The 24,269-nt window shown below is 56.6% G+C and carries 31 protein-coding genes and 1 pseudogene; all 32 read right to left on the bottom strand.

Features of this window, described 5'->3' with window-relative positions; all coding sequences use genetic code 11:
* Window positions 1–1,580, bottom strand: a pseudogene (locus HMPREF3096_RS31450) (hypothetical protein); the annotation flags it as partial.
* Between the two features lie 9 nt (window positions 1,581–1,589).
* Window positions 1,590–2,465: a tail fiber assembly protein gene (locus tag HMPREF3096_RS12090; protein WP_070544455.1), complete on the bottom strand. Its 876-nt coding sequence runs from the start codon at window positions 2,463–2,465 to the stop codon at window positions 1,590–1,592.
* A complete protein-coding gene (locus HMPREF3096_RS12095; protein ID WP_070544456.1) occupies window positions 2,465–3,277 on the bottom strand; it encodes a phage tail protein in 813 nt (270 codons plus the stop codon). The genes HMPREF3096_RS12090 and HMPREF3096_RS12095 overlap by 1 nt, the downstream gene beginning before the upstream one ends.
* A 2-nt stretch (window positions 3,278–3,279) precedes the next feature.
* The gene (locus tag HMPREF3096_RS12100; RefSeq protein ID WP_070544457.1) at window positions 3,280–3,864 is read right to left on the bottom strand and encodes a YmfQ family protein; all 585 of its coding nucleotides are present in this window, start codon (window positions 3,862–3,864) and stop codon (window positions 3,280–3,282) included.
* A complete protein-coding gene (locus HMPREF3096_RS12105) occupies window positions 3,849–4,925 on the bottom strand; it encodes a baseplate J/gp47 family protein (protein ID WP_070544458.1) in 1,077 nt (358 codons plus the stop codon). Before HMPREF3096_RS12105 ends, HMPREF3096_RS12100 begins: the two co-directional genes overlap by 16 nt.
* Window positions 4,912–5,364, bottom strand: a complete 453-nt coding sequence (locus HMPREF3096_RS12110; protein WP_019704449.1) for a phage GP46 family protein — start codon at window positions 5,362–5,364, stop codon at window positions 4,912–4,914. Before HMPREF3096_RS12110 ends, HMPREF3096_RS12105 begins: the two co-directional genes overlap by 14 nt.
* A complete protein-coding gene (locus HMPREF3096_RS12115) occupies window positions 5,361–5,900 on the bottom strand; it encodes a phage baseplate assembly protein V (protein WP_070544459.1) in 540 nt (179 codons plus the stop codon). The genes HMPREF3096_RS12110 and HMPREF3096_RS12115 overlap by 4 nt, the downstream gene beginning before the upstream one ends.
* Window positions 5,891–6,970, bottom strand: coding sequence for a phage baseplate assembly protein (locus tag HMPREF3096_RS12120; RefSeq protein WP_070544460.1), 1,080 nt, complete (start codon window positions 6,968–6,970; stop codon window positions 5,891–5,893). Before HMPREF3096_RS12120 ends, HMPREF3096_RS12115 begins: the two co-directional genes overlap by 10 nt.
* On the bottom strand, window positions 6,963–8,219 hold the full coding sequence (locus HMPREF3096_RS12125; protein ID WP_070544461.1) for a DNA circularization protein: 1,257 nt from the start codon (window positions 8,217–8,219) through the stop codon (window positions 6,963–6,965). Before HMPREF3096_RS12125 ends, HMPREF3096_RS12120 begins: the two co-directional genes overlap by 8 nt.
* On the bottom strand, window positions 8,219–10,096 hold the full coding sequence (locus tag HMPREF3096_RS12130) for a phage tail tape measure protein (RefSeq protein WP_070544462.1): 1,878 nt from the start codon (window positions 10,094–10,096) through the stop codon (window positions 8,219–8,221). Before HMPREF3096_RS12130 ends, HMPREF3096_RS12125 begins: the two co-directional genes overlap by 1 nt.
* Window positions 10,097–10,194: 98 nt before the next feature.
* On the bottom strand, window positions 10,195–10,578 hold the full coding sequence (locus HMPREF3096_RS12135; RefSeq protein ID WP_064360131.1) for a phage tail assembly protein: 384 nt from the start codon (window positions 10,576–10,578) through the stop codon (window positions 10,195–10,197).
* Window positions 10,579–10,581: 3 nt separating this feature from the next.
* A complete protein-coding gene (locus HMPREF3096_RS12140) occupies window positions 10,582–10,935 on the bottom strand; it encodes a phage tail tube protein (RefSeq protein ID WP_023343241.1) in 354 nt (117 codons plus the stop codon).
* 9 nt (window positions 10,936–10,944) lie between these two features.
* Window positions 10,945–12,426 (bottom strand): phage tail sheath subtilisin-like domain-containing protein, encoded by a 1,482-nt coding sequence (locus HMPREF3096_RS12145; protein ID WP_064360132.1) that lies wholly within the window; start codon window positions 12,424–12,426, stop codon window positions 10,945–10,947.
* Window position 12,427: 1 nt separating this feature from the next.
* Window positions 12,428–12,679, bottom strand: a complete 252-nt coding sequence (locus HMPREF3096_RS12150) for a DUF2635 domain-containing protein (protein ID WP_064360133.1) — start codon at window positions 12,677–12,679, stop codon at window positions 12,428–12,430.
* Window positions 12,680–12,681: 2 nt separating this feature from the next.
* Window positions 12,682–13,293, bottom strand: coding sequence for a hypothetical protein (locus HMPREF3096_RS12155; RefSeq protein WP_070544463.1), 612 nt, complete (start codon window positions 13,291–13,293; stop codon window positions 12,682–12,684).
* Complete coding sequence (locus tag HMPREF3096_RS12160; protein WP_070544464.1) at window positions 13,290–13,832, bottom strand: phage virion morphogenesis protein; 543 nt, start codon at window positions 13,830–13,832, stop codon at window positions 13,290–13,292. The genes HMPREF3096_RS12155 and HMPREF3096_RS12160 overlap by 4 nt, the downstream gene beginning before the upstream one ends.
* Window positions 13,832–14,272, bottom strand: a complete 441-nt coding sequence (locus HMPREF3096_RS12165; protein ID WP_064174045.1) for a gp436 family protein — start codon at window positions 14,270–14,272, stop codon at window positions 13,832–13,834. The genes HMPREF3096_RS12160 and HMPREF3096_RS12165 overlap by 1 nt, the downstream gene beginning before the upstream one ends.
* Complete coding sequence (locus HMPREF3096_RS12170) at window positions 14,272–14,892, bottom strand: hypothetical protein (RefSeq protein WP_228704803.1); 621 nt, start codon at window positions 14,890–14,892, stop codon at window positions 14,272–14,274. Before HMPREF3096_RS12170 ends, HMPREF3096_RS12165 begins: the two co-directional genes overlap by 1 nt.
* A 75-nt stretch (window positions 14,893–14,967) precedes the next feature.
* The gene (locus HMPREF3096_RS12175; RefSeq protein WP_064360136.1) at window positions 14,968–15,870 is read right to left on the bottom strand and encodes a Mu-like prophage major head subunit gpT family protein; all 903 of its coding nucleotides are present in this window, start codon (window positions 15,868–15,870) and stop codon (window positions 14,968–14,970) included.
* 2 nt (window positions 15,871–15,872) lie between these two features.
* The gene (locus tag HMPREF3096_RS12180) at window positions 15,873–16,844 is read right to left on the bottom strand and encodes a phage protease (protein ID WP_070544466.1); all 972 of its coding nucleotides are present in this window, start codon (window positions 16,842–16,844) and stop codon (window positions 15,873–15,875) included.
* A 92-nt stretch (window positions 16,845–16,936) separates the two neighbouring features.
* A complete protein-coding gene (locus HMPREF3096_RS30440) occupies window positions 16,937–17,272 on the bottom strand; it encodes a hypothetical protein (protein ID WP_141749336.1) in 336 nt (111 codons plus the stop codon).
* Window positions 17,273–17,386: 114 nt separating this feature from the next.
* Window positions 17,387–18,241 carry a phage head morphogenesis protein gene (locus HMPREF3096_RS12185; protein ID WP_070544467.1) on the bottom strand — a complete coding sequence of 285 codons (855 nt, stop codon included), beginning with the start codon at window positions 18,239–18,241 and terminating at the stop codon, window positions 17,387–17,389.
* On the bottom strand, window positions 18,234–19,805 hold the full coding sequence (locus HMPREF3096_RS12190; protein WP_070544468.1) for a DUF935 domain-containing protein: 1,572 nt from the start codon (window positions 19,803–19,805) through the stop codon (window positions 18,234–18,236). The genes HMPREF3096_RS12185 and HMPREF3096_RS12190 overlap by 8 nt, the downstream gene beginning before the upstream one ends.
* Window positions 19,805–21,391, bottom strand: a complete 1,587-nt coding sequence (locus HMPREF3096_RS12195; RefSeq protein WP_176747750.1) for a terminase large subunit domain-containing protein — start codon at window positions 21,389–21,391, stop codon at window positions 19,805–19,807. The genes HMPREF3096_RS12190 and HMPREF3096_RS12195 overlap by 1 nt, the downstream gene beginning before the upstream one ends.
* Complete coding sequence (locus HMPREF3096_RS12200; protein WP_064173990.1) at window positions 21,391–21,966, bottom strand: DUF3486 family protein; 576 nt, start codon at window positions 21,964–21,966, stop codon at window positions 21,391–21,393. The genes HMPREF3096_RS12195 and HMPREF3096_RS12200 overlap by 1 nt, the downstream gene beginning before the upstream one ends.
* The gene (locus tag HMPREF3096_RS12205) at window positions 21,956–22,243 is read right to left on the bottom strand and encodes a hypothetical protein (protein WP_077270166.1); all 288 of its coding nucleotides are present in this window, start codon (window positions 22,241–22,243) and stop codon (window positions 21,956–21,958) included. The genes HMPREF3096_RS12200 and HMPREF3096_RS12205 overlap by 11 nt, the downstream gene beginning before the upstream one ends.
* Entirely contained in the window at window positions 22,243–22,530 is a 288-nt protein-coding gene (locus HMPREF3096_RS12210) for a VpaChn25_0724 family phage protein (protein ID WP_016807465.1), read from the bottom strand. The genes HMPREF3096_RS12205 and HMPREF3096_RS12210 overlap by 1 nt, the downstream gene beginning before the upstream one ends.
* Before the next feature lie 9 nt (window positions 22,531–22,539).
* The gene (locus tag HMPREF3096_RS12215) at window positions 22,540–22,842 is read right to left on the bottom strand and encodes a DUF2730 domain-containing protein (protein ID WP_019704469.1); all 303 of its coding nucleotides are present in this window, start codon (window positions 22,840–22,842) and stop codon (window positions 22,540–22,542) included.
* Window positions 22,823–23,053, bottom strand: a complete 231-nt coding sequence (locus HMPREF3096_RS29210) for a TraR/DksA family transcriptional regulator (protein WP_032751432.1) — start codon at window positions 23,051–23,053, stop codon at window positions 22,823–22,825. The genes HMPREF3096_RS12215 and HMPREF3096_RS29210 overlap by 20 nt, the downstream gene beginning before the upstream one ends.
* Window positions 23,050–23,661, bottom strand: coding sequence for a hypothetical protein (locus HMPREF3096_RS12220; RefSeq protein ID WP_070544471.1), 612 nt, complete (start codon window positions 23,659–23,661; stop codon window positions 23,050–23,052). The genes HMPREF3096_RS29210 and HMPREF3096_RS12220 overlap by 4 nt, the downstream gene beginning before the upstream one ends.
* Window positions 23,649–24,056, bottom strand: coding sequence for a hypothetical protein (locus HMPREF3096_RS12225; protein WP_070544472.1), 408 nt, complete (start codon window positions 24,054–24,056; stop codon window positions 23,649–23,651). The genes HMPREF3096_RS12220 and HMPREF3096_RS12225 overlap by 13 nt, the downstream gene beginning before the upstream one ends.
* Window positions 24,049–24,267: a hypothetical protein gene (locus tag HMPREF3096_RS31455; RefSeq protein WP_071786705.1), complete on the bottom strand. Its 219-nt coding sequence runs from the start codon at window positions 24,265–24,267 to the stop codon at window positions 24,049–24,051. The genes HMPREF3096_RS12225 and HMPREF3096_RS31455 overlap by 8 nt, the downstream gene beginning before the upstream one ends.
* Window positions 24,268–24,269: the final 2 nt, after the last annotated feature.

Consider the following 24,269-nt stretch of genomic DNA (forward strand, 5'->3'; position numbering starts at 1 on the left):
CCGTATCCGGCTGGCGGCACCCAGTTCTCATTGGCGTCGTAATACCCAAATGCACCTGCCTCGAAAGTCAGGTACTTATAGGTTCTGTCCGGCCGGTACTGCGAACCAATACAGTCGATATTTAATCCGAAGCCCTTCTCGTTGCCATCGTTCCACCACTTGTTCAGGATGGTGACATAGGAAGGGGTGCTTTCCATATAACACGCAGAGTAGACGGAGCCACGCGCAGCGGTAGCGATGACGGACTTGTTCGGTTTACGCTCGGTCGGGTTGTACGCCGGGATGCTGAGATATGCGCCTGAGCAATGGAACCCATGACCAGTCTCGATCAGGAAATAATCGCACTGCTGACCGCTGGGAGATGATGCCCAGCGTCCGTTGTTCGAAATCGTCCCGCCAATCCATTGGCACCAGTCGATATGCAATCGCACGCAGCAATATCGCGCGGTGCTGACGTACAAGTTTTTGAAGACGCAACTGTAGAAGTTTCCAATCTTCTCTGGCAGCAGGCTGGACTTGTAGGGAATTATGCTGCTCGGCAGCACGCCGTCTTCGTCAGTCCGACACTGCATTCCGACGAGATTTACGCGGAAGTTTTCGATACGTATATCCGAGAAAGAACAATACCATGGATTAAGCGCCAGAATGCCAATACCCGCTGTACAGTCAGCGTCCAGGGTGCCTGGAACGTGGTCACCAATAATCGCCCCCCCTCGTATTGTGGTAAAGCCAAGACTTACTGATTCCCAGTACAGGTTTTCACCACACGCTGCATAAATAGAGTCAATGTCTTCAACAGCGTGCTCAAGACCATTCAGATACGTTCCCGTGACTGAATATTTGCGTGACCTGCTCGCTTTAACATAAATCGTGGATTTTCCAAAATCGTAACGGATGTTACTGCGGAGCTTGATCGCTTCTTTGCCGATTCGATACAGGCCATCAGGCAGAGTGATATTTAGCGCTTTAAAAGTTGTCGACGAGGACAGCGTATTTTCAGCCTGATAGAGGATAGGCAATGTAAAATAAAGCCCGTTTATTGCCTCTCCAAGGCATACGAAATCATCAGTATCTACCTGAGACTCGTCAAAATCCACCAGCTCTCTGACGCCATTGACTTTGGGATTAACAAAACTGCCAGCATCAATCTTAATTTGAAACTCTAGGCCGTTTAAATTATACACTTTTGCTTCAGATGGAATATGTTTTCCTGCGCGATCTAACCTTAAAACTCCAGTAGAAATCCACGCATGTCCACCACCGTCGTTAGGTTGATAAAACCCTCTTGAAACGAAATAGTCACGATTTATTGTCGAAGTAAGTACATCAATTGTAGAATCAAAAAATACGATCCTCTTGATTGCTTCTGAAAGTTGCCCCTGATTACTTTTATCAGGGGTAACTCCGGCTGCTTTTAGGGTGTTTAGCAATTCAGCCTGCACAGTATTAAACCAGTCAGCCCCCGGCCAACTGATACCGCCTTGGTCCTGACTCTCACCAAACCAGCGCGGAGTTATGGATTGCGGTTCTTTCGGTTCCGGCATCTCCGGGACACCGCTTGTGTTGTCGAGATGATACATGACGACTCCTTACGGCTTCTCAGGCCAGACAATATCGGTGGCAGTGGTACCCACGCGACTCACTGCGAGGCGATACGCCTCCCATCGCTCCAGCTGCGCGGTTTCATCATTCGTTGCCTGACCGCTGCTGACGGCATAGCTCAGCAGCGAAATTTGCTCCGAAGCCTCAGAGAGCAACTTCGCCTTCTGGCGGTCAGCCTGAGCGATGAGGTATGTCCGCTCAGCATCTTCGTTTTTGACCCAGGCAGAGCCATCCCATTCATCAAACTGACCCGGCATTTTGAGGGTGTAGCCGTCGGGAACAGGACCGATATCGGTGATAGTCAGAGGCTCACGGGTCGCGGTGTTCCAGATAACCTGACCACGCAGGTCTGTGACATAAACCCACTCAGTGCCATTCCAGCGGGTGACGAACGTCGTTTTGTCTTCTGGTGGGGCCACGAACGTATAGCCTTCAGGCAACATAAACCAAGCATCAGAGACGGTATGTTTTGTACCGTCGCTCTCGTAATAAAGCTGACCGGTTTTATCCTCAATCTGTGTCCACTGGCCATCTGCAAACAGCAGAACATAACCGGCATCAGCGACCGGCGGCTCAGTGGTGATGGCCCATTCCGGCAGGGATTCACTCAGGGACGAAATAACAAAACCGGTGCCTTGAATATTCCAGTAACGGGTCCCACGAATATCATCCACATATTCCCAGTCACCATTTTTAAATATGCCGGTCTTACCTTTATCCGGTTCACATGGAATATGCGTGGTATTTGCAGGCAGGCCGGTGCCCGCCGGAATAGTCATAAAGACGGAGCCAATATAAACGCCATCGACGTCGTACTGATAAAGCCAGATGGCCTGCGGGCTTTGAGAAAATTCGAATGACATTACGCTAACCTCACAATGGCGTTAAAGGCGATGTTTTTGACGGTATTTTCCGCATTACCAGTGCTATTGATAGTCACGACATGGCCATGTGGGCCGATGTAAACAGTGTGGCCGTGAATACCGATCTCGACGATATGTCCGTGGGCCGGGGCTTTGCTGGTTTTATTCCGGGTACGATGGGAATCATTATCTGACCCGACGATGTAGTCCGGGTCCCAGACAGCGCCCGGCCCAACCATTCCACCATCGTGATCGTGCTCGTTATCCAGACTGGTGGGTTTTGTGCCGTGATCAAAGTTACTGGTGGGTACGGTCCCGAGGTCTGTTGAGGCTATACTCCCTGTGTGTGCGTGAGTCTTGACGCCATCGGCTTCATACGACAGCAACGCACGCCCGGATGCAGGCAGAAACTTGATGGTCTGGCCGCGCATATCCGGCAGAACACCGGAGGGATACGCAACGGCAAGACGAGGATACGCCGTTTTATTGAAGCTCTGACCCAACATAAGAATAAAGCCGTTCGGCGCGATCGCCCCCGGCCACGGAAGTGGAATGCCCGGAGGGAGCATATAATCCGATGAAAATAACCGGATGGCCTGGGCAAACTGGTCCAGCTGCGTTTTATCCGGCGTGATATTGGCCAGCGCCAGCACGTTCAGCATTTCCGCCTGAATAGCGTTAAACCAGTCCGCACCCGGATAGCTTGGCTGAATACCGTCGCCGCCTTCGGTAAACCAGCGGCGCTCGGTAAATAATACCGGCTTAATGGCGGGCATATCAGGAACGGAAGAGGCATTATCCAGGTGATACATAATTAAACCTCGTAAAGAAAATCATAATCGTGGCCAGCGAGTCGGTAACGACGTAAAAAACATTCCAGTATCTGCGCCTGCAGGCTGATTAACGGCGTCAGAACGTTGCTGATACTGCGAAAGCGGATCATCGGCATATCCGTGACCGTCACCTGCAGCAGGTAGCGGTATTTATGCGAATAAATTGGATACATGATGTCGCGCATCACGTGATGCGGCAGGATTTCGGTCACCTGAATGGTGAAGCCCAGCGCATCCTTCACGGCCTGCTCAATTTGCCAGGTGGCCAGGCCGCCCTTGCGGTGATACTTCTCCACCACGGCATCACGACGGCGGTCGAAGCCATCCGGGATAGCGTTACAGTCCGGCAGTCCGAGATAGTCTTCCCAGTCGGACAGCAGCAGCTCAGTGGTCTCCGGGCGCATCTCGGTGACCAGCAAATCCGCGTTCGCCTCCGCCAGCTGCAGGCGGGAACTGAAGCCCCGGAGCAGTGACGTCAGCGCCGCCGTCTGGTCGCGTGGCCACGCCTTACCGCGCGGCATCAGCTGCTGCAGGACGTCCTGCCAGTCCTCTACACGATGCGCCATGTGATTGCTCCCAGCGTCAGCAGCTCATAGTTCTCGCTGGCCTGATTGGTGGTGAGGTCCAGCTCATAGTCAGTGACGCCCGTCGATGAGCCGATGGCTGTGCGGATAGCGGAGAGCAGCAGCGTGTCGCCCGGCGAGACCGAGCGGAACAGCGCCTGCAGGCTCAGGGTGACCGCAGAACGGATGGCCGCAGTATCGGGGATGACGCGGATGGTCAGCGGCACCGGCTTGAGAGTCAGCGGGATGGGCCAGACCTCGATACCGCCGGGCTTGCCGACGTAAGTCCCAGTGGCCGGGTCCTGATGGCGGAAAATATACGCCTGCATTGCGGCTCTGTCGGTGTCAGTTGGGATAATGTCATTGCGCTGGTCGTAAACCCACGCAAGGCCGACGGTGCTCCGCCCATGCCAGTTGTCGAACGCCCATGCCCGGCTGATGCCCGGCAGTTCGGTGGCCCAGATAACGTAGTCATGGAGTGCGCCGCCGGTGGGTGGGTTGCGCTTGCGGTACAGCAGGCGCGTCAGCAGTTCGGCCACGGACTCGACGTCCGCGCCGCCGGAGATACCGGCATCCGCCACCACGCCGTCGCTGTTCACTCCGGCCACCGGAGAAATGAGGGTCAGAACGTCGCCCACCGTCAGGTTGCCGCTGAGGCCCGTCTCATCAGCCTGCACGGTGACGGTGATTTTACCCGCTGACGGGGCACTGGTGGCGGTGACGTGGAAGCGTACGCCATCCTGCGTCTGCATCTCCGTATCGAGGGGCAGCGGTCGGGTACCGGTGAAGGTGACCGGGCCGCTGGCATAGGATGCAGCCTTACGAATAACGCCCTCATAGCGGGCGGTATCAATGATGGTTTCGTCGGCGGACTGCTCTGACGGGATAATCTGGTTTTTAATCCACGTCTGATAATCGTAGACGTCGCGTAAAGCGCCACTGAAAGCGGTATTTAACGCACGTTCAACACCCAAAATCGGTAATTCCTGGTCAAGTGCAATCTCTAAATCCTGAATACCGGATCGAATAAGCTTGCGAAGCGTCGGAACATCAAATGTAGCCATTTTCTACCGCCTCCCAGCGTTTCTTTATTTCGACGGTTAACTCGGTTTTATCCGGGCGGGTGAGAATAATGGTTAATGCCAGCCAGTTAATACGGGGAATAGTGGCAATGACCTGCGCATTTCGCGCATAGCCGTAACGTAATAACGGCTGCATGGCCAGACGGGCGTAATTCTCCGCGCGGAGTCTGACCTCTTCGGTCAGCTTTTCACGGTCAATCAGCCAGAGCTTTGAGCCCCATTCAAAATCGCTGAAGGAATTACCGCACCAGCCGCGACGGTCATCGGTGCCGTCGGGTATTTCGTCGCTGGTATCTGCCCGTGCATCAGTAAACAGGCAGATATACACCAAAGAAACAAGGCCCTCGTCAAACGAAAGGCCATTGTGTTCAATCTCTATATCTCCACCTGCGGGCAGGTGCCAGTTTATTCTGATGGTCATAAGGGTTTAGTCGTATCAGCACCGTCACCATCCTTATGAATATGGTCGAGGAAACTTTTTCCCTGAACCTGAATATCTTCACTGAAAGAAGTGGGGCCGGTGATATTTATCTGTTTACCGATAATGTCACAGCTCTCTTCGGCAACCACATTTACCTTCTTCCCTGTTATTTCAATCACGCCATTCTTTTTCAGGCGAATAACATGTCCTTCCTGATGATAAAGAATAACGTCGCCTTCTTCACCGCCACGGGGACGGCTCCCTTTATCCTCGACAGCGATGGCCACCAGACCGCCACGACGTCCGCCCACAGCGACGACAACCGCCTCTGAGCCCACAGGCGGAACGCTGGTGAACCCGTAGTTCTGGAAGCGCTCGACGTCGTCATTGGTCTCATCGGCCAGCGACTGCACCTGCAGGTTCTGCCGACCGAGGCTGTCCGTCACGATACGTACCAGAGCCCGGTCCACCATCAGGCGCAGGCGACGGCCCATAGCGGCGATGGAGCGGGAAACGTTCGCGTCTTTCAGTCCCATGTGACCCCCACGGTGGATTTTTTGCCTTTCTTCTTCGCCTTCTGCGAGGGCATATCCAGCGACTCAGGCGGCACCAGTGACAGCACTGTTAACCGCCCCTGATCGCCTTCCATAAATGAAACCGTCTTAATCAGCCAGGTAACATCAAGTTGCTGGATATCATCGGTCACTTTTATCAGTCGGTTCGTCTGCCACAACGGACCGCTGACACCGTTCTCACGCCAGCCTGCCACGGTGATTTCAGTGGTATTGGCTTCACCTAACATCCGGGTTTTGTACCATTCGCCGCGAGCACTGGCCCCGCCGACCGTCAGGCTGTCCTCGTTGACCAGAATCTTCGGACGATAGCGGGTGATCTCCGGGTCACTGACAACGGTCTGGCGTCCACCGACCATCTTCACCGGCTGGTCGTCCCACGTCGCACCGCCCGCACTGGCAGAGCCTTTGACGATGTACTGGCTGGCACGTTCTCGCCAGCTGAAGCGACCACGGGCGGCCAGAATATTGTCACCGAGGGTGAGTGACACTCCCGCCCGACGGGTGGAGGCGCGGGTGATAACCAGCCGACCGTAAGCATCTGAGGTCACCAGAACGCCGCGCTGTTTGGCCAGACGGTCGAGCAGTTCAAAGCCCGTTTCACCCTGTTCAAGAGTGATGCTGCCAAAGGCGTCGCCGGTGTCGGTCTCGTTAACCACCTCGATGCCATAAGGCTTGCAGATAGTGGCGGCAAGCTGCTCTAGCTTCAGGCCTTTCCACTGGCCGGACTTATCGACTACTGAGCTGTCCACCAGATCGCCGGTTTTGTCGCGTCCCATGACGCGCAGGGAGACGTTCTCTGCGTCATAGCTGGGAATGAAGTCGTCGATGTAGCCGGTCAGCACGCGGTCGCGGCCGATGGAAACCGTGCAGGACTGGCCGGGCTTGATGGAGCGCGGCGCGGCAGATGACCATTGGGCGGTGACGGTCAGATCAAACTCGCCCGCCACAGACTCCAGCGAGCGGTTGATGGTCATATCTGTCCAGCCGCCCCAGACCTTGCCGTCAACGTTCAGGGTTAACTCTTCAGTCATTGCTGATGATCTCAATCGTCTGTGAAGGCGTAATAAAGGAGGGATAGCGCAGCCGGTTGCGGGTCACCAGCTCATCACGGTTCTCCGCGTCGCCGGTCTCGCGGTAGGCCAGCAACATCACCGGTACAGTCCGGGCAGGCGTGACGCGGCGCAGTTCTGGCAACTGGATACTGCGGATACGCACGTCATTGACCACAGCGAACCGCAGCTCGCGAAGGGAGCGCCACAGCTCTCGGAGGCCGCTTTCGACGGCTTCCGCTGCGGTCTCGCCGAGACGCTCCGCCAGCTGGTCGCCGGTGTTCTGCGCATCCTGGCCGGTCTCGAAGGTCGCGGTGGCCACCGCTTCAGCCTGAGCGACCAGCGTGGAGATAATCACCAGCCGCCGGAAGTCAACGATATTGGTCTCCATCGCCGTCGTGGTCTCCGGCGTTGATGCCGGTGTGACGCTGCTGGCAAAGCCGGTATCGGTGTTCACGCTGATGTTATCGACCAGGGACTTTGTTGCAGACTGCGCCGCCCGGTCCCCCTCCCACTTGTCGCGCAGTTGGTCATAGACCCGCAGGGCGAAAGGCGGCTCGGAGACGAGGTCTTTCATATCGCTGATGAGGCCGGTGATATCGCGGATCATTTCACCAGGCGCGGCGGCCACAATACCAGCGAGGTCCTTAAACCGGTTAAGACGGTCCATCCATTCGCTGAGCGCATCCGGCAGGGTCGGCAGACTGGTGACAAAACCCTCCATATCCTCCAGCAGGGTGTCCACCATGCTGCCGACGCCATCGAGCGCTGCAAAATAATCCCCACTGGCCAGTGCTTCCCTGACCTTATCCGCCGCGCTGAGCGTGGTGGCGCTGGTGTCTTCGGTGCCGGACGGAAACAACTGCTCGCCAGCTTCGTACACTTCAAAGGAAATGTAGACAATGCCGCCTTCTTCGGTGGAGAGACGATGCGTAACGCGGCCCACCTGAACCTTCTGAACTCCGAACCACGGATGCACCAGTTCGCCGGGACCGGCGGTATTGAGTGCAGCCAACAGGCGGTTCATCTGGTCGATGTAGTCACTGCCGAGCAGGATCGCGTTAATCTGCTGCTGAGTCAGCACCGCGCCGTGGTCTTCCGTCCAGCCCACCTCTTTTTTGGGGTAAGCGTGGGGGATAGCGCGGCGGCCGCCAGCGCCCTCGACGTCGCGGAAAAAGAAAGAGACGCCCCTGAACGAGGCATCACGCAGGTCTTCCCATTGAGTGGCCATCAGTCCTGCTCCACATTGCTGACGCCAGACTGGGCGCTCATGGTAACGCCGGGAGCATTGACTTTGACGCGGTTGACCTGCACCCGATCATCCTTAATCACAACCTCAATATTGCCCTGCAACTGCTGAGGCAGGAACGGATAGCCGGGCTGGTTCTGGGGCTGCATTGAAGCCCACGGTGCCGGGTTAGCAATCTGCGGATCGTTAGTTACTGAGACAAACCAGTTCCTGATTTCGTCCCACAACGCTGACATGTGCTCACGGTTCTGGTTACTCTCGGCGGCAAAGGCTCTTTCCTCTGGGCTCGCATTATCGTTTTTCGAGATATCCTGCGTTAATCCACTGATGTTGTCATATGACTCATATCGCTGTTTCGCTTCGTCATAGAGGGTATATCCGACACCAGCAATACCGGCAATCTTGCCCAATCTTCCCAGCCAGCGGCCTGCACGCCCCCATCGCCCATTACGCTCACCAAGCAGATCTCCTGCATCGCCGAGCGCATCGGAAATATCGTTGTCACCGCCACCGCCACCGCCACCGAGCCCACCGGCAGGCATGTTAACGACATAGACAGGCATGACACCTGAGCCAAATATGTCCGTAACTCCACCGGGGATCCCTTTGGGTTTTCCTCCACCTAATAAATCCCAGACACCTTTACCAAACTGGAAGGCTTTACGGGCTGCAATTACTCCAGCAACGGCGATAGCAACGTTTTTACCCACCTCAAGCCAGTGCTGCACAGTCTCATGATCGACAGAATTCAGCGCATCAGCCAGATCCTGGATAGGTTCAGCAAGGTTTGATTCAGCGAAACGTTGCCATTCGTTATTTAACGACTGAAGAGCCGCATTAAACCCTTCTGCGTTGGTTTTTGCCGCCTTCTGTGTTGCACCATATTCAGCTGTGCCGTAAATCAATTCCTCCATAAGCTTCATGTTTTCAGGTTTTAACAATGCGTTAATACCCTGCATTCCCGTCTGATCGAATACATCCTGCAGCTTCAAGGGGTCATTTTTTGCGCGCTTGAGTATTTCTCTCATTAACTCAAACGGAAGCTTAAAGTCCTTTGTGCCTGGTTTGAAAACATCAATCCCCTGACGTTGAAGAAATTTTATGTTCTTCTTGTCCTGCAATGATGCATACATCGCCTGAATACTGGTAACAACCTCGTCGGCGCTTCCTTTGGTTTTAGCGAAAACCTGTGCAAATGCTCCCATCTGGGCAATGGCAGTCGGCCCCTGCTCACCAATAATAGAAAAGAGTTTGGGAGCTACTTTCGCAATATCAGAAACACTTACTGAACCCACTGCGAACTGCTGATACAACTTATCCAGCATATTGCTGACATCATCTGCCCCTTTAACACCTTTCTCCCAGAACTGTGCCAGTAGTCCTGCGGCTGTCTGCCCATCAACACCAAAGGCCTGCATGGTGAGACCCAGATTTCTCATGTTCTCATCAAGAAATTTTTCATCGCCGGTTAAGCCGAGTAACTCACTGGCTCCCTGACCAAGGGCGGATGGATCAATTCTGATATCACTTTCGTTAGAAACCTCACGGATTTTTTCCCTTAATTTGCTTACCTGTTCTGCAGTTAACTGTGCATCCGTACCCATACGCCTCATCTGTGCATCAAAATCAGCAACATTTTTAACTGTCATACTGCTTCCAATGCCTGCAATCATAGTGGTATAGCGATTACCCAGCGCATCAAGGCCACGACCAGCAGCAGCAGATGTCGCTTTAACAACCGACATCGCCCGCTGATTGGTACGGGCGAACTCGGACATGTTGGCCCCATACTGGCGGGCTTTGGCGGTCAGGTTACCTGCCAGATTGATGAGTATCTCAGTGGTGAGGCGGTTTGCCATGTTGCTTCCTCAGCTGCTCTGTCAGGCGCAGCAGTTGCCTGAGAGGCAACTGCTGCAGGTAGGACATATCAAAACGTTGGGAAAGATTGACGATAAGGTTACTCAGCGCCGTCGCCAGCGGCACCAGGTCGCCCCCGTGACGCAGTCTCCGAAAGCAGGTCATCGAGTGCAGCAGCTTTACTGCTGAGTAACTCCAGGTCCTCCGGGTGAAAGGCGTGGATTTGCTTCAACGACAATGGTCCCGGAATCTCGCCCACCGAGGCAATCTGTCGTCGCAGCATACCCAGCCCCATCAGCACCTCAGAGCAGTACGCCACGGCCTTGCCGTTCTCGCCTATGACCACGCGTTCTGCCTCCAGCTGGGCGTCGATAACGTCTTTTGAGGTCAGCTCGCGAAAGGTAACCTCTTTGTAGAGGATCTCATCGTCAGTACCTTTACCGGCGACGTAACCATGTTTTAAGGTGATACTCATCTGCGCCATGACTTACACCTTCACCAGTTTGGTGCCGATAAAGTTGGCGCTGATGGTGCCACCATCCTCCTCAAGTGTGGCTGGTTCTGCCGTCGCCGCGCCGGTCATCATGTAGGTCAGCCCGTTGTCGCCTTCAAATATCACAGTGACATTCTCCCAGTTGCTGATTTCGACAACGTCCATATCCTCCGCTGCAGCGAGGGTCATCTGGATCGAGGGACTCGCCATCTTGCGGGAGTACCCCCAGACTTTGCCGCCACCCATATGCTGGGTACGGGCATAGCCCCCCGGATTGAGGGTGGATTTTCCCTCGGTCTTGATTTCGCGGCCATTAACACGGATGGCCGCCATACCCAGAATGCTCATAGTGACTCCTTAAAGTTTGAACTGGATAAGACCGGCCAGCACGCGCAGCTGATTGACCAGGTTCGGGTGACAGATAAAGTTCAGGCGGTTTTTGTCGTCGCCGTCGAGATACACTTCCAGCGTATCTTTGTAGTCGTCGAAGTCCTCAATCAGACCCGCAGGAATCAGCTCAGTCAGCGCGATATCCAGCAGCTCGGCGCGGGCAATCTTCGGCGTCATCACCGGCTGGCCCGGATCAAGCAGGTCGAGCACATCATCCCCGGCCAGCTTGTGACGCGGGTAGCGGTTGGTGAAGCGGTTTTTGATGACGTAGCGGATACGCCCCAGCGTCGCCGGTGACTGCACGTCGAGGTACGACGTATCGGCATCGCCATACTGGTTGACGCGGTACATGGTGATTTCACGCTCGATGCAGACGTTGTCGCTGGCGTCAACGTAATGGGTGGCGATGCCGTCATGCAGCAGCAGGTTGCGCTCCGGCATATCCCAGCGCACCGTTTTCACCGGCGGCAGGATGCCCGGCAGCACCAGTGTCTGCAGCGGACGGGCCGGGTCGTTGGCCAGATAGTATGACGCTACACCGCCGTAAGATGCCGCCCACAGCCAGTGCGGTTGCGGTGCGATGTTGGTCCCGATGCAGGAAATCAGCCAGTCATTGCGGGTTTCGCCAAAGGTGCCCGACTCGGCATGGGTGCCCCGGAATGCGGTCCAGAGCTGCGCCTCAATCATCCTGAGCGGTCCCCAGCGTTCGAGCAGTTCATCCCGGATGGTGTTCAGGCTCTGCGTATCGTTGAACGGGAACACAATATCGGTGTACCAGTCATCGCCCAGCGCCGCGACGACCGCTGCAATATCCGGGGTGCCGGTGCCGCCGGTAAAAGCGGTCAGGGCAACAGCAACGCCAGCCGGTGTCTGCTCGCCGGTGTAGTAGTTGAGACGGACGTCCATCGCATTGCCGGTCGCGCCTTGCCAGTTGGTGGTCAGGGTGACGATAGTGGTGGAGCCTGCTTTCAGCGCAGCTATGACCTGCGTGTCAGGCAGTTTGTTGACGGCGGTAATGATGGCGGAAGCGATATCTTCCGCAGTCGCGTCAGCGCTGACGCCGACCTGCACTGAGATACCGTTAACCAGCAGGGCCAGCGTACCCGCAGCGGTGGCCGGGCCGGTAATGGCCAGCTCTGCTTTTGCGGCAGCACCGGCGGCAATATCAGCCAGGCCCATCCCCCATACTTCGGTATAGCTGTTGGCCTTACGCAGGGTCTTGAGCATCCCGGCCAGCATGGAGCCTTTACCATAGAGCTGGTCAGCGGTGCCGTCGCTGGTGATGCGGTTTTGCGTCAGAACGGCAGCGGTGCCGGTCGCACTCTGCTGGCCGATGACGATAATTTTGCGCGACTGCGCCGGGGCGCTGTCGAGCGCCTGAGAATTATCAATATCGATGTACACCAGCGGGACGCGGATATCAGCAGGAATATCACCCAGTGAAGACATATCACTTCTCCTTTGCAGTTCGGGTCTGGCGGACTTCCGCCTGTTCGGAATTAACATCCCCCGGCTCGGTTACCACTTCCGCCGGTTCAGTTATGGATTCAGCCTGGATATCGGTGATAACAACATCACCTTCAGCTTCGCGACGCAGCCACCACGCACTTACCGGCAGTTCTTCCCCTTCGGGATTCAGGTGCTGGCCGTCAGCTTTACGCACCTGCAGTCCCGCGCGGGCGGGCTTAATATGTTTCTTCATCGTTATGGCTCTCTTACGTTAATAACGCCTTTAATGGGGTCGGTGTCGTCGCTTACCTGCAGCATGGCACCCAGTCGCAGGAAGTCCGGGAGGGTGGCAAGGTCTATTTCATCATCCAGACGGAACTCCTGTTCCCACGTCACGGCCCACATGGTCAGACCCAGATCGTTCAGCCCGCCGGAATAGATGTTGTCGGCACTGACAGAGGTGGCCGGCCGCTCGGCCTTCATACCGTTAGCGGCCCCGCGCTGGACAATACGGCGCACCAGCTTTCCGACCAGTACCTCGCAGCGAGTGTCGCGCGTATAGCCCCATGCATCGGTGGCCATGACGTACGCCGCCCAGGTGATATCACCGACGGTGCCGCCAGCCTGAGCGCGGATATTACGCACCCGCAGTGCGGCCAGCCGGATACAACCATCACGATCTGTCAGGTAGGTCTTGACCTCTGCCGGGGTGCTGAACTGGCCGATGTGGCGTTCGATGACGCTGACGCGGTCAGGCTTGTATTGCTGAGGTTCGTTCAGCAGCTCCGGCTTCAGCCACGCCACGATGTTCTCGGCAGCGGAGACCGTGGAGCCGGTGGTCAGCAGGGATGGACGTTCATTACTCACGGTAATACCTCTTTCCAGAAGTCGCCGATGACGTGCATCAGCTCATCACTGTTTGCAGTGGACAGCCCGAGGTACTCGCGCTGCGGAATATTCATCTGGCGGTTATGGGAGCCTACGGTCTGCCAGACCGGATGTTTCAGCGCCCGGCCAAACGCCTGATGAATAAGGCGCTTGTGAGCGCTGACCGGGACGCTGCCTGCAAAGCCGTCCTGGTGAACGCCGCTGTAGCTGAGCGGCGAACCCACACGAACGCGGCCACGTTCGACGATGTACTGGATGCTGTCGAGCAGATCGCCATTGCCCTGCAGCAGGCTCTGATTCCCGCTGCGGGTCTTGCGGTAACCCTCGGACCACTCCTCCCAGCGCTCGCCAGCCGGTGAGGTTTTCTCGTCACTGATGCGGCGGCGGGTCTGCGATTCCACGACAGCACCGATACTCTCCAGCAGCTCCTGCTGCAGCGAACTGTCGGAAAGTTTCTCGATGGCCATGCGCATCTGCTGCAGCTTCTCAGCGCCGATAACCTCAACCGAAATCCCCATCACAGCACCCCTTTAAGGTTGTTGCGGGTGAACAGACGTTTGTTATCGCTGACAACAATCATCCTGCCGTTATCGGTCTCAGGGGCCGGAGTGTCGGTCGGCAGGCCGAGGTCGCGGGTGCCGTTTGCCATCTCCTTCAGGGTCTGGGTGGCGCTGTCATAGCGTTTCTGAATCAGGTCGGTGATCTGATTGTCACGCTCGGACAGCCAGTAAATGGCGATGGATACGGCTACCCGGTGCAGCGGGCGCGGAACGGTGGTGAGGTTCAGCGGCAACTGATAGCGCTTTGACAGAAACGAGTTGATCTCCGCGTCGGCATCCTCTATGGCCGTGGCTATCTTCGTCTCGTCGAGCTGGTTAGTCGCTTTGTCGATGGCCATCGTCCAGACCAGCGACCCGTCCGCAGCCAGCAGGTCATCACGGGTAACGTAAATTCCCATCAGTCTTTCTCCGTTACCGTCTGCAGGACCGTCACCACCAGATGAGGCTCAGCTTTCAGGCGTGCTGCGGTTTCGTGACTGATGAAGCACTCCACCACCACATCACCCTCCAGCGCGTTCGCCTCGTTATCGCCATCGGGATCGTCGCTGACAAACACATGCACCGGCTCACGCGGCCAGAAGCGGCCACAGCGCCAGAACCCGCGCTCATGTCTGGCGCGAACCTCCAGTACCTCGACGTCGTCGGTAGCAGGAATAACGGTGATAAGGTTCTCACTTCCGCCACCAGCGGCCAGACCTTCAGGCGTCAGAGCGGCGTTTAACTCACCCTGAACACCGTTAACCCAGTCAGCTGAGATGGAAACTGCAGGCCCGGTAATGCTGACGCTGTCCCCGGTCAAGGTAATGGCGTCATCAGATGGCTGAGGTGCGCCAGCATCGCCAGGCGTCACACTGACGGGGGACGCACCCACCGCAACGTAGTGCCCTGGCAATGTGACTGACCGTTCAGCTCCCGGCAGGTCAGACGCATCAGCCTGTGCCACTTCCGGCGCTGGAACCTTGCCAGCGCGACCTTTAGTGCTTTGCTTACCCGTTGCTTTTTCTTTCGTTCCACTCACTGTTCCATCCTCTTTAAAGGTGGGTTACAGCGGGTTTAACGCCCGCTGTAACGGTTTTAAAACGCAGACTGGCGATTAAGCCGGGGTGGTGATAAACGGGCTGTCGACGATTTCCACATCCTTGTAATAGATGTTGGAGTTACCGCCATCGACCAGCATTGCGTCGATGATCTTCTTCGCGGCGGCGCGGTTGTTCGGACCCACGACCAGCGTGGTCGGACGGATACCCAGCGGCGAACCCGAATCACGCTTCATCCCCTGCAGGACCTTCACCGCCGCTTCATAGTTGGCGACAGTCAGCGGTGCGCGGGACCCACAGGCGGTCTGCCAGAAGCCAAAGCCAACGTTGCAGCGGCCATCCACGCCATACAGGAACTCATTGTTCTTGAAGGTGTGGTCGCTGCTGAGGTCATCCAGTGCCTGGAAATTGAAGGGACGGCGGTTCTGGTAAAGGATCGGCTTGAGTACCTGGCTCTCATCAATCAGGAACCACGGCTCGCCGGTGTCGGTCGCGATATTGCCTACAACGTTGCTGTAGGTGCCGCCCGCCATAGGATGGTCAGTATCAAAGAAGTTCTGGCCGTCAAAGCACAGGGTGCTGAAACCGGCAACCAGCAGCGGGAAGCTCAGCGTGTCAGGGAATTCGGCGACCTGCTGGCCGAACGCCTGCGCAATGACGCTGTACTGGCCAATCTGGTCGTCTTCGATGTTTTCACGCTTGACGCGGATCGAGTTTTCCCAGGTCTTGTTAGCGATGGTGTAGCCGTACTGAGACAACTGCGCGAACTGGCGCTCGCCGAGCCATTCTTTGATGGTCGGTAAGTCCGAAAGCCAGCCATAGGTATTGGACGCCGAACCGCTCGGCACTTCGGTCGCGATGCGCAGGTACTGCGGATTGACGCCCGCAAGACCTTTGGTAAATGCCGCGCTCAGGGACGTGGTGAGCGCGTGCAGAATTTCAGCTGACGGTGCTGGCATTGTTATTGCTCCTGTTTCGGTTTAGCGGCGAGAAACTCTTCCTGCGAGATACCCATGCTTCGGCACATAGCAAGTTCAGTTTCGGTCAGCGAGGTCTGCTGATTGTTGTTCTCTTTGCCTTTTGTCGGGTCCAGATTGACCAGCGGCTGCGCGGTTTTTACGAACGCTTCAAACTTCTGGCGACCATCTTCAGTGCGGCACAGGGCCAGATACATGTCGCGGTTCGCGGGAGCGACTTTTCCGGCGGTCACGGCATCGTCAACCAGCGCGGTGGCCGTTTTCTCATCCAGCGTCTTGAGGCGATCTTCCGCTGTCTGAGCGCGGTTCAGCGCCAGCTGATAGGTCTCCTGCGGGATGAACTTCGACAGGTCCGGGTTTTGAGCACGGTTCAGCGCGGTCTGTTCACTGTTTTTAATGGTCTGGATCGCTGAGACCGCATCGTCAATCGACGCAGTCGCAGCAAGCCCCAGCACCGTGGCAATCTGCACAGGTACAGTCATGGTGTTCTCCGAATTAAGTGCGGGTAAATACAGGTTGGGTTTGTTGGTCAGGCCGACGCTGGAAAGATGCGAGACCTGACCGGTAGGGAAATGACGGAAAGCCGGGCTGTAATAGCGGTACTTCTTACCGCGAACGAGCGCTTCGCCGTCAGGCGTCCACTCGATATGACCGTCAATGCTGCCGTCGGCGTTGACGCGCATGGCATCAATCCAGGCATAAGCCGGAGCTTCTTCGCCTTTAGGCCCAAGCAGCTCGGTGGAATGTTCGGCATCAAACGGCAACGTCGGGTAACGAAAGGACGTGGCAATGATGGCCTGCGGATTGTCGTTTACCCACGTACGGCCATCCCGGCCAGTGAATGTGCCCGCAGGGATCATCGGCAACCATTCCGGCAGTGGCGTGCTGGCATCCGACAGGTCGGGAAGCTCAAAGCACAGGGCCAGAAATTCGGTTTGTGTAGCAGGCTGTGACATGGTGCTGTCCGTCGTTAAAGGTAACTGACGGACAGTGTCTTCGATGTGATAGAGGAACGCGGATTAACCGTTTTCCATGTATTTAAAGGGTACTAAAGAGGGGATAATAAACTTCTGATGCTGAACCAGTTCTGGTTATGGTACTCACGAATGAAGGTTTCGGCCTCTGGAAGAAAAGAACAATTTTCGCAATTAATACCTTTGGCAAATACCCAAGTTTTTACTTTTCTGGTCGTGATCGCTCCAGTTAACTTTGTATTAAACGGCATTTCTTTTTCATGACCTTCAACATATTTGAGAAGATAAATATGTGCGCCAAAGCGACCATTGGCATCAAGGTCCTGGTAAATTTCATATCTGCACGCCTCACCATCAGATTCAGCAAATACTATCGTCGATTCAAGTTTTAGCCCTTGTAGTACTGCCATCGTATCAGCCCCCGTTCAAACCACGTTTAAAAACGCCGTAGCGCGTTTAAAAAATTTTTAGAGAATCATCGTACCACAAATGCCGGTAAAGTCTCTGAGCGCGTTTGAGGCGGATTACCGCCTCGTTTCATTATCACTGTCGAAGGCGCTTTGTTTCGCGGCAAGCTGGCGCTCAAGTTCGGTCTGACGGCGCATGCCGGGGTTGTAGTCCCAACCCGGATCAATTCCCTCCGGCACCATCTCCTCTTCGCCGGTGCGCTTGTTAACCCACTTCACCCGTTTGACGGGCGGCGCTTCGGTGCGGACCGGGACGGTCTGGCGGATAATGTGCCCAGTCGGCTGACCGTTGTCATCGAGCAGCTGCACGTTGCGCGGTACGCCATTTTTCTGCAGCTGATCGTACTCGTATTTACTGACCTGACGGACCCCGCATTTGCACCCCCAGCCGTTGGGGCCGATATGCGTCTGCCAAAACGGGTCGTCAACGGGCAGACAGAGGTCCGCCCATTTCAGGTGCTCGGCGCGGTGCTCGCGTGATGGGCCCAGCGTGTAGAGCAGATACGGCATCGCGCGTTTGGTGCGCTCAATGCGTTCCCATTGCCCGGCGCTGCGGGCGGTGCGCATGTTGGTATCATAGATAGTGCGCAGACGACGATCGCTGCCTAGCTGCACCGGCTTTGTCTCACCTGTCAGCGGGTCATCCATCATCTGCTGTCCCCACCATCCACGCTTCACAAGCAGAGGCTTCAGCACCTCGCGGAACTCAGCGAACGACTGGCCGCTGGCCATTGCCTCATCAACCAGCGCTTTGACGTCAGAGAGCAGGTCAAGCTGCGTCATCTTCGCCACGGTGAAACCGACGCTATGCTCCTGTTTCCACACATCACGGTAATCGAAACCCGGCGTCAGCTTTTTCGACTTCAGCCAGGCAAGCGCCTCTTTGGGGATAATATCGGGAGCCTTAGCCATCGTTCGCATCTCCCAGTGTCCGCGCCTTAAAGCTCAGCATCGCCAGCTGCTCGACGAACGCTGCAGGCTCCAGTGTCTTCTGCAGGTCCGGCAGACGCGCCAGAAACTCCTCGAAACTCCCGACTTCCTGCGCCAGCTGCAGCACCGGACTGGTAAAGGCGTCGCCGGTCTGCTCCCAGTCCTTCAGCGCCTCGCTGGCCATCACGTCAATCTCGTCGTCCTGCGCACGGTTAAGGGCAAGTTGCTCGCGGTTCAGCGCCGGTGCGGGGCTGAAGGCAGAGAAACTGTTGGATGGCGAGAGAACGGCAGCGCCTTGCTCAGGCTCCGCCAGCCCGAACTTGTCCCGGACCTCGGATTCCTGCACCCGCAGACCACGATCAACCAGGGGGATAAGCGCATCGACAAAGGCCTTGAGGTCCTCTGGCTCGCTGATAGCCAGCTTCACACGCGGGTACTTTTCCTGCGGACCGTAGTTGAACTGGATAAACGGACGTACCAGAAACTCATTGAGGGTGTTCTCCAGCTGACGGGCATCCCAGCGGGCAATATCCATGCGTACCCGATCATGCACGTCGGCCTGAGACCGCGAGCTACCGTCATCGGTAGTCATCGTCTGACCAAGCACCGCCTTGCTGGTCTGGGCGTCGCACCACTCGGCCATCTCTTTGAAGAGTGCGCCGCCTCCGTTGCGGCTGGCAGTTTCCTGCATCTCAAGCTGCATGGATTGTGGGATGGCACACCCGGCATCAGAGGCGATGGAAGCGATAGCATCAATGAGGGTCTTAATCTGCTCATCGGTGGCATTATTCCCGTACTTACCGACGACGATCGGAATGCCGAATTTTTCCGCAAACGCCCACCAGTCACGCACGGTGAAGGACTTCAACATGTACATGACTGCTACCAGACGGGCCAGACCGTTACGCAGCGGCAGACCGGACTTCAGGCGGGGATAATGGATAACATACTTACCTGGTGTCAGCGGGATGCCGTCTACCGGCTGTTCGTCGGTCAGCAGACGGAACTCACGCAGTGTGTCGCTGTCAGGCTTCAGGAACCGCGGGTCAACCCACTCATAATCACGCGGCATCCAGCCATCACGGGTACTCCACAGGATTTCGCAGACCCCAACGCCTTTACCGAGACCATCAAGCAGATCAAACAACAACTCCGGGATTTGCGGCTGTTCGACAAGATCGCGGACCGCATCAGCAAGCAGTACGTCATGCTCGTCGTCGCTGGCCGCTTCCACTGCAGGAGGAATACCGGCGACGGTCAGTTTGCGGGTACGCAGGACGCTGGCGTAGTGCAGGTCACGCTCTTCCATCTCTTCCGCAAGGATGAAATAGTCCCGTGCGTTTCCCTCGGTTACATTGCGCAGGACCCCGGCTAATCTCGCCGGGGATAAGGTGCTCGCCACGCTGATACCCGCAGAGGGGGACCTGACGCTGGCGCGTCTGGCCCGCGCTTCGACCTGGGTCATGTCGGTTTCATTAACGGCGACGGTTTCATCGGTTGCCGGGTTAAGCAGGCGTCGTATAGCACCGGTGAGTTTCTTCAGCATCAGAGCAGTCCTCGCTGATTCTTAAGGCCACGGGTGATGCGCAACTGGCGGCGACTGTCGCTGTTGCGCTGATGTTGGGATTTGTTGAGCCGATGCAGCTCATAGCGCTGGCAGTCTTCTTTGCTGGCGAGAAAGGCAAGGAAGATCGCATACGCGCTGTCGCCGTGACGCTTGTGGCCATCGCTGCCGGTATTCTCCCGGTCATCAATTCCAGGCACCCCACGCTGAACGACAATCTGGCCGAGGTCGCTGATAACGTCCTCATGCTTCGGTAATACCAGCTCATCATCCTCAAACGCCGCTTTAAAGCGCGGCATGTTCTCGCGGTAGTGGGCGACGGAGGGCATAACTACTTCCACCTCAGCGCCGTACTTCTCCGCCGCCTGCTCGGCCAGATAGTTACCGTTCCCCCGGCCATCGAGCTTGATACCGTCGCGGCGGGGCAACCGATCGCAGATAAAGAACAGCGCCTGCTCCTGCTGCTTGTAGGGCACATTGGCCAGCTCGACCAGGAACGGCACGGTGCGTGTGGTGTCATCGTTGACGGTCATCGGCGCAAAAACGGTCAGATGGCCCGACCGCGCAAAGTCTTCGCCGAGGCAGTGGCGAAGGTTTTGCGGCAGCGAGTTCAGCACGGGCAGCACCTCCTGATCCAGCCATTCCTGCATATCCAGCGCCCGGATGATTTCTGGCATGGCATTGAACGCAGCCGTACCGGTGAAGCGCAGAACGGGACCGGAGCCCCGCGCAGCTCGCTCACGGATGGAGCGGGCCAGATAGGTGCCGCCGCCGTTCTTCGGCTCACAGTAGTATTCTTCGCGGGCGTCTTCTTCGGTGGCGGTATCGCTCAGCAGGTTCGCCAGCCACTCCGCCTCGGCATCCGGTGACCACGGCTTTTTCGTCACCTGACAGATACGGCGATACAGTCCCTCGCTGATGGCCAGTTCGATATCAATACGGTGAACGGAATACCGTTTCTTGCCCGCACGGCTGTCAGTGATGATGGTATTGAACAGGTTTTCAATGCCGTTATGGGTGGAGATCAAACGGACCTTAGAGCCCCACATGGTCAGCGCCAGCGCCGCTTTCAGTACGGCAGCTAGGTCTTTCTGGAATGCCGCTTCGTCAATGATGACGTTACCCTGCATACCGCGCAGGTTTGAGGGGTTTGACGACAGCGCCTTGATTTTGAAGCCGCTGGCAAAGTTGATGACGTAAACCAGTATGTCCTTGTCGTCATCCTCCAGCGCTTCTTCGCCAATCGCGGAGGCCGCGAGATTATATGCCTTCGCCCACATGGCGCAGGCGTCAATAAACTCACGCGCCATGTCTTTGGTGGTGCCGACATAGAAGGTGTCGGTTCCCCCGGCCTCCGGTGACATTGACCCGCTGAGCGCCGCCTCGGCGGCTTCCGCCCACGTCAGGCCGGTACGACGGGATTTCTCGGCAATCTTGAGCTGGGACGTGTCCGCAATCCAGCGGCGCTGATACGGCAGCAGCACCTGATCCGCGTCGAACTCGCCCGCCAGAATGGCGCTGGCGGACTGATTACGTAACTGTTCCTGCGCTGACAATGGTCCGGCCATCACACGATCCCCAGAATCTGGCGACGGATATCAGCGGCGGTTTCCGCAGACAGCCCGGCACTTTTGGTGATTTTCTCCGCCTGCGCGGCGGCTTCTTCGGCGAAGGCCTGGCGGATCTCTTTCTCGCGCTTGTGGCTGGCCATCGCAGCGGCTTCGAGGCGCTGAGCAACCAGCGCCAGCTGGCCGAGGGCCTTCGGCTCAACCGGGCCTTCTTCTTCAGCGAGTGACATCGACGTTTCGAATGCCAGCGTTTTCACAAACTCCATCAACAATTTTCCGACGTCAGACGTCGGCGCAGAACCCAGCTTCGCGGCCCAGATTTCGGCCATTTCGCGGGAGGCGCGAATTTTGGCTCCGAACTCTTCCATACGGCTGGCGTAGCGGTTCAGGCCCGTGCGGCTCAGCTTCATGTCCTCCGGCAGGTTGTGGCTGTCGATAAGCTCATTAATCGCTTCGCGGATTTCTTCCTGGGTATGACGTTTCTCACGCAGCATCTGGTGCAGTTGATCGCGTACACCATCCGGTAGCAGGTCTATTTTTGAGGGGCGACCACGGGTCGTTTTCTCAACTGCCATGTTTGCTCCTTGCTGCCTTTGCCATCTGAAGCTGGTTTTTCCGCTCTCTGGCGATGGCCCGGCCCAGTGTTTCGAATGCCCGTTTGAACTCCGGATTTTTGTTCAGAAACGTGTTGGTAAAGCTATCTCGGGAGCTGCGGTCATAAGGTTTTCCGGTCTCTTTCCCGCTGAACGGCGCGATAACCTGAGACTCAATCTCTGAGCAAACCATCACTGCGGCCAGTTGATAAAAAATACGCCGCTGTGCTTCGGTGTAAGGTTTAGTTTTAGCCATCATTACCCCCTCGCGCGGGGCTTTTTCACCCCCGGAACTGTGGCCAGACCGCTGGCGACGTCATCACCGCGACCGGTGATTTCAGCCACATAACAGCCGGAAACATCCGTCAGACTGACCAGACCCTGCTCACGCAACCACGCCAGATGCGTGCGCACGGTATCGCGGGAAACGCGATGGCCATAAGTCTGCAGGCACGTCTGCAGAATCGACTCGTTGGCGCTGTCACCGCATTCGACAAGGGATCGCAGAATAACCAGGCGCTGGTCCTGGTCGAGAATGTCACGCATAGTCACCTCTTATTTTTCCTTCAGCTCGTTTTCCAGAAGCAGATCGCTGACGTGTTTCACCTGGCGAATCGCCGGGCCCAGTTCGCGCAAATCGCCCCGCAGGTTGCTCATCTCCAGTTGCAACTGGTGAAGGTCTTTCTGGCTGGGTAGACCCGCGATGGTATTTTCAATGCCCTGCAGTCGGGTACGCATCAGCTCCAGCTCCTCTCGTTTGACGTAGGTTTTGGCCAGCAGGAGCTGAATAACGTTCACGGCGGACATAAACAACGCCCAGATGATCGCCCAGTTACCCTTAATAATTTCCCAGCCCATGCTTCCCCCTGATATCTCTGATGGACTGACAGGTGACACAGGTCGCCACATACGGGAGCGCCTTAAGTCGAGCTGCCGGAATAGCCGCACCGCAGTCGTTACAGAATCCGTAATTCTCCGGCAGCTCTTTAACCCGGTTTAAATGGTTGTTTAAGGCCCGTTCGCGCTCTTCCATTTCAAGGTCGCTTGCGCGATCAAATGCTTTAGTCATTTACCCACCATGACCTTGTGTTTGCTGGATTTGCTGTAGCGGGCGAAGCCGTCCAGCGTCCTGAAACCCAGATACCCCAGGGCCGGGGTCGCCAGCATCAGCGCGATATCCCAGTCCGGTTCGGGCATGGAAAAAGCATGACCAAATGCACCGGCCACCGCGCCAGCCTGCTGCCCCAAAGACATGATCATCACGTAAGCAATACTGCTGTAGAGCGAAAGGCGAGCCATCAGCGGGCGGGTCTGGCGGACATATTCGTCAGTAGCGTTGTCGCCGTTGCGGATGGTTTCCTGCTGCTCATGGTGTGCCGCCTGCTGGTCAGCCATCTGCGCTTTGTCCCGCTCCAGCTGGAACTGCTGCAGCTGTACTTTTAAGGTTTCAAGCTGGACGAGTTGCTCAGGAGGGAGTTGCGCCAGCTTCTGCTCCAGAACACGCTGCTGGTCGGCGGGATTAATGGCACTGTTGACGGCCTCGACGATGCTGGCCACCGAGTCCGCTGCTTTCGCCGTGTCACTATCACCACCGAACCAGCCACCGACAGTGCGGACCAGAGAAGGCCCGACTTTGAGCAGAACGGAGGCCACTGTGGAAAGGGTTATCGGATCCATTTGAACGGCTCCTTATGTGAAGCCCATAACCAGAGAAGGAAGGCAGTCAGTCCAGCCAGCGGATTAAACAGCAGGATCCACGGGTCTTTTACGTTAGCGGGTGCCACGGCCAACAACAGGAAACCAGCCCCCCAGATTATCCATGACAACACACCTGACCACCGACGAGCAGAATTGCCCGGCTGCAGCAGACGGTACGGGAGATTACCAAGCCATACGCTTGCACTGATTAACAGGACACCGGCAAAGGTCAGCCACCAGACAATAAACGCCTGACGGCCAGCAAAGCTGCAGAACAGCAGAGACAGACTCGCGAGGGTGGTCACCGTCCAGCCGGACTGAAACACCCAGAGCAATTTCAGCTTCAGCCAGTCGGTATTCAACGATTTAAACATGATGTTTTTCCTTATATCGCTGGCACTGCCAGACGATGTCTCTTGTATCGACGGAGTCCCAGCCCCTGCGGTAATAACTGGCATGAGTGCCGTCGCAGCCTGTGTAGTCCTGTGGAACGGGTGGAGGACCACCAGCAACCCGGTGAAGCACCTCCTGACGGAGACGGTCCCGCCGCCCCGCGCGTAACGATGAATCCCAGCCCTTACCCATGC

Origin of the sequence: Klebsiella sp. HMSC25G12 (assembly GCF_001807705.1) — a bacterium.
Lineage (GTDB): Bacteria > Pseudomonadota > Gammaproteobacteria > Enterobacterales > Enterobacteriaceae > Klebsiella > Klebsiella variicola.

Coding starts and splice junctions, on each gene's coding strand:
- HMPREF3096_RS30440 (WP_141749336.1), bottom strand. CDS start 17,272: ATGGCAGTACTACAAGGGCTAAAACTTGAATCGACGATAGTATTTGCT.
- HMPREF3096_RS12095 (WP_070544456.1), bottom strand. CDS start 3,277: ATGTATCACCTGGATAATGCCTCTTCCGTTCCTGATATGCCCGCCATT.
- HMPREF3096_RS12220 (WP_070544471.1), bottom strand. CDS start 23,661: ATGGATCCGATAACCCTTTCCACAGTGGCCTCCGTTCTGCTCAAAGTC.
- HMPREF3096_RS12195 (WP_176747750.1), bottom strand. CDS start 21,391: ATGGCCGGACCATTGTCAGCGCAGGAACAGTTACGTAATCAGTCCGCC.
- HMPREF3096_RS12185 (WP_070544467.1), bottom strand. CDS start 18,241: ATGGCTAAGGCTCCCGATATTATCCCCAAAGAGGCGCTTGCCTGGCTG.
- HMPREF3096_RS12090 (WP_070544455.1), bottom strand. CDS start 2,465: ATGTCATTCGAATTTTCTCAAAGCCCGCAGGCCATCTGGCTTTATCAG.
- HMPREF3096_RS12115 (WP_070544459.1), bottom strand. CDS start 5,900: ATGGGACTGAAAGACGCGAACGTTTCCCGCTCCATCGCCGCTATGGGC.
- HMPREF3096_RS12215 (WP_019704469.1), bottom strand. CDS start 22,842: ATGGGCTGGGAAATTATTAAGGGTAACTGGGCGATCATCTGGGCGTTG.
- HMPREF3096_RS29210 (WP_032751432.1), bottom strand. CDS start 23,053: ATGACTAAAGCATTTGATCGCGCAAGCGACCTTGAAATGGAAGAGCGC.
- HMPREF3096_RS12205 (WP_077270166.1), bottom strand. CDS start 22,243: ATGATGGCTAAAACTAAACCTTACACCGAAGCACAGCGGCGTATTTTT.
- HMPREF3096_RS12125 (WP_070544461.1), bottom strand. CDS start 8,219: ATGGCCACTCAATGGGAAGACCTGCGTGATGCCTCGTTCAGGGGCGTC.
- HMPREF3096_RS12200 (WP_064173990.1), bottom strand. CDS start 21,966: ATGGCAGTTGAGAAAACGACCCGTGGTCGCCCCTCAAAAATAGACCTG.
- HMPREF3096_RS12145 (WP_064360132.1), bottom strand. CDS start 12,426: ATGTCTTCACTGGGTGATATTCCTGCTGATATCCGCGTCCCGCTGGTG.
- HMPREF3096_RS12120 (WP_070544460.1), bottom strand. CDS start 6,970: ATGACTGAAGAGTTAACCCTGAACGTTGACGGCAAGGTCTGGGGCGGC.
- HMPREF3096_RS12140 (WP_023343241.1), bottom strand. CDS start 10,935: ATGAGCATTCTGGGTATGGCGGCCATCCGTGTTAATGGCCGCGAAATC.
- HMPREF3096_RS12100 (WP_070544457.1), bottom strand. CDS start 3,864: ATGGCGCATCGTGTAGAGGACTGGCAGGACGTCCTGCAGCAGCTGATG.
- HMPREF3096_RS12210 (WP_016807465.1), bottom strand. CDS start 22,530: ATGCGTGACATTCTCGACCAGGACCAGCGCCTGGTTATTCTGCGATCC.
- HMPREF3096_RS12225 (WP_070544472.1), bottom strand. CDS start 24,056: ATGTTTAAATCGTTGAATACCGACTGGCTGAAGCTGAAATTGCTCTGG.
- HMPREF3096_RS12190 (WP_070544468.1), bottom strand. CDS start 19,805: ATGCTGAAGAAACTCACCGGTGCTATACGACGCCTGCTTAACCCGGCA.
- HMPREF3096_RS12165 (WP_064174045.1), bottom strand. CDS start 14,272: ATGGGAATTTACGTTACCCGTGATGACCTGCTGGCTGCGGACGGGTCG.
- HMPREF3096_RS12180 (WP_070544466.1), bottom strand. CDS start 16,844: ATGTCACAGCCTGCTACACAAACCGAATTTCTGGCCCTGTGCTTTGAG.
- HMPREF3096_RS12110 (WP_019704449.1), bottom strand. CDS start 5,364: ATGACCATCAGAATAAACTGGCACCTGCCCGCAGGTGGAGATATAGAG.
- HMPREF3096_RS12135 (WP_064360131.1), bottom strand. CDS start 10,578: ATGGCGCAGATGAGTATCACCTTAAAACATGGTTACGTCGCCGGTAAA.
- HMPREF3096_RS12150 (WP_064360133.1), bottom strand. CDS start 12,679: ATGAAGAAACATATTAAGCCCGCCCGCGCGGGACTGCAGGTGCGTAAA.
- HMPREF3096_RS12130 (WP_070544462.1), bottom strand. CDS start 10,096: ATGGCAAACCGCCTCACCACTGAGATACTCATCAATCTGGCAGGTAAC.
- HMPREF3096_RS12105 (WP_070544458.1), bottom strand. CDS start 4,925: ATGGCTACATTTGATGTTCCGACGCTTCGCAAGCTTATTCGATCCGGT.
- HMPREF3096_RS31455 (WP_071786705.1), bottom strand. CDS start 24,267: ATGGGTAAGGGCTGGGATTCATCGTTACGCGCGGGGCGGCGGGACCGT.
- HMPREF3096_RS12175 (WP_064360136.1), bottom strand. CDS start 15,870: ATGCCAGCACCGTCAGCTGAAATTCTGCACGCGCTCACCACGTCCCTG.
- HMPREF3096_RS12160 (WP_070544464.1), bottom strand. CDS start 13,832: ATGGGGATTTCGGTTGAGGTTATCGGCGCTGAGAAGCTGCAGCAGATG.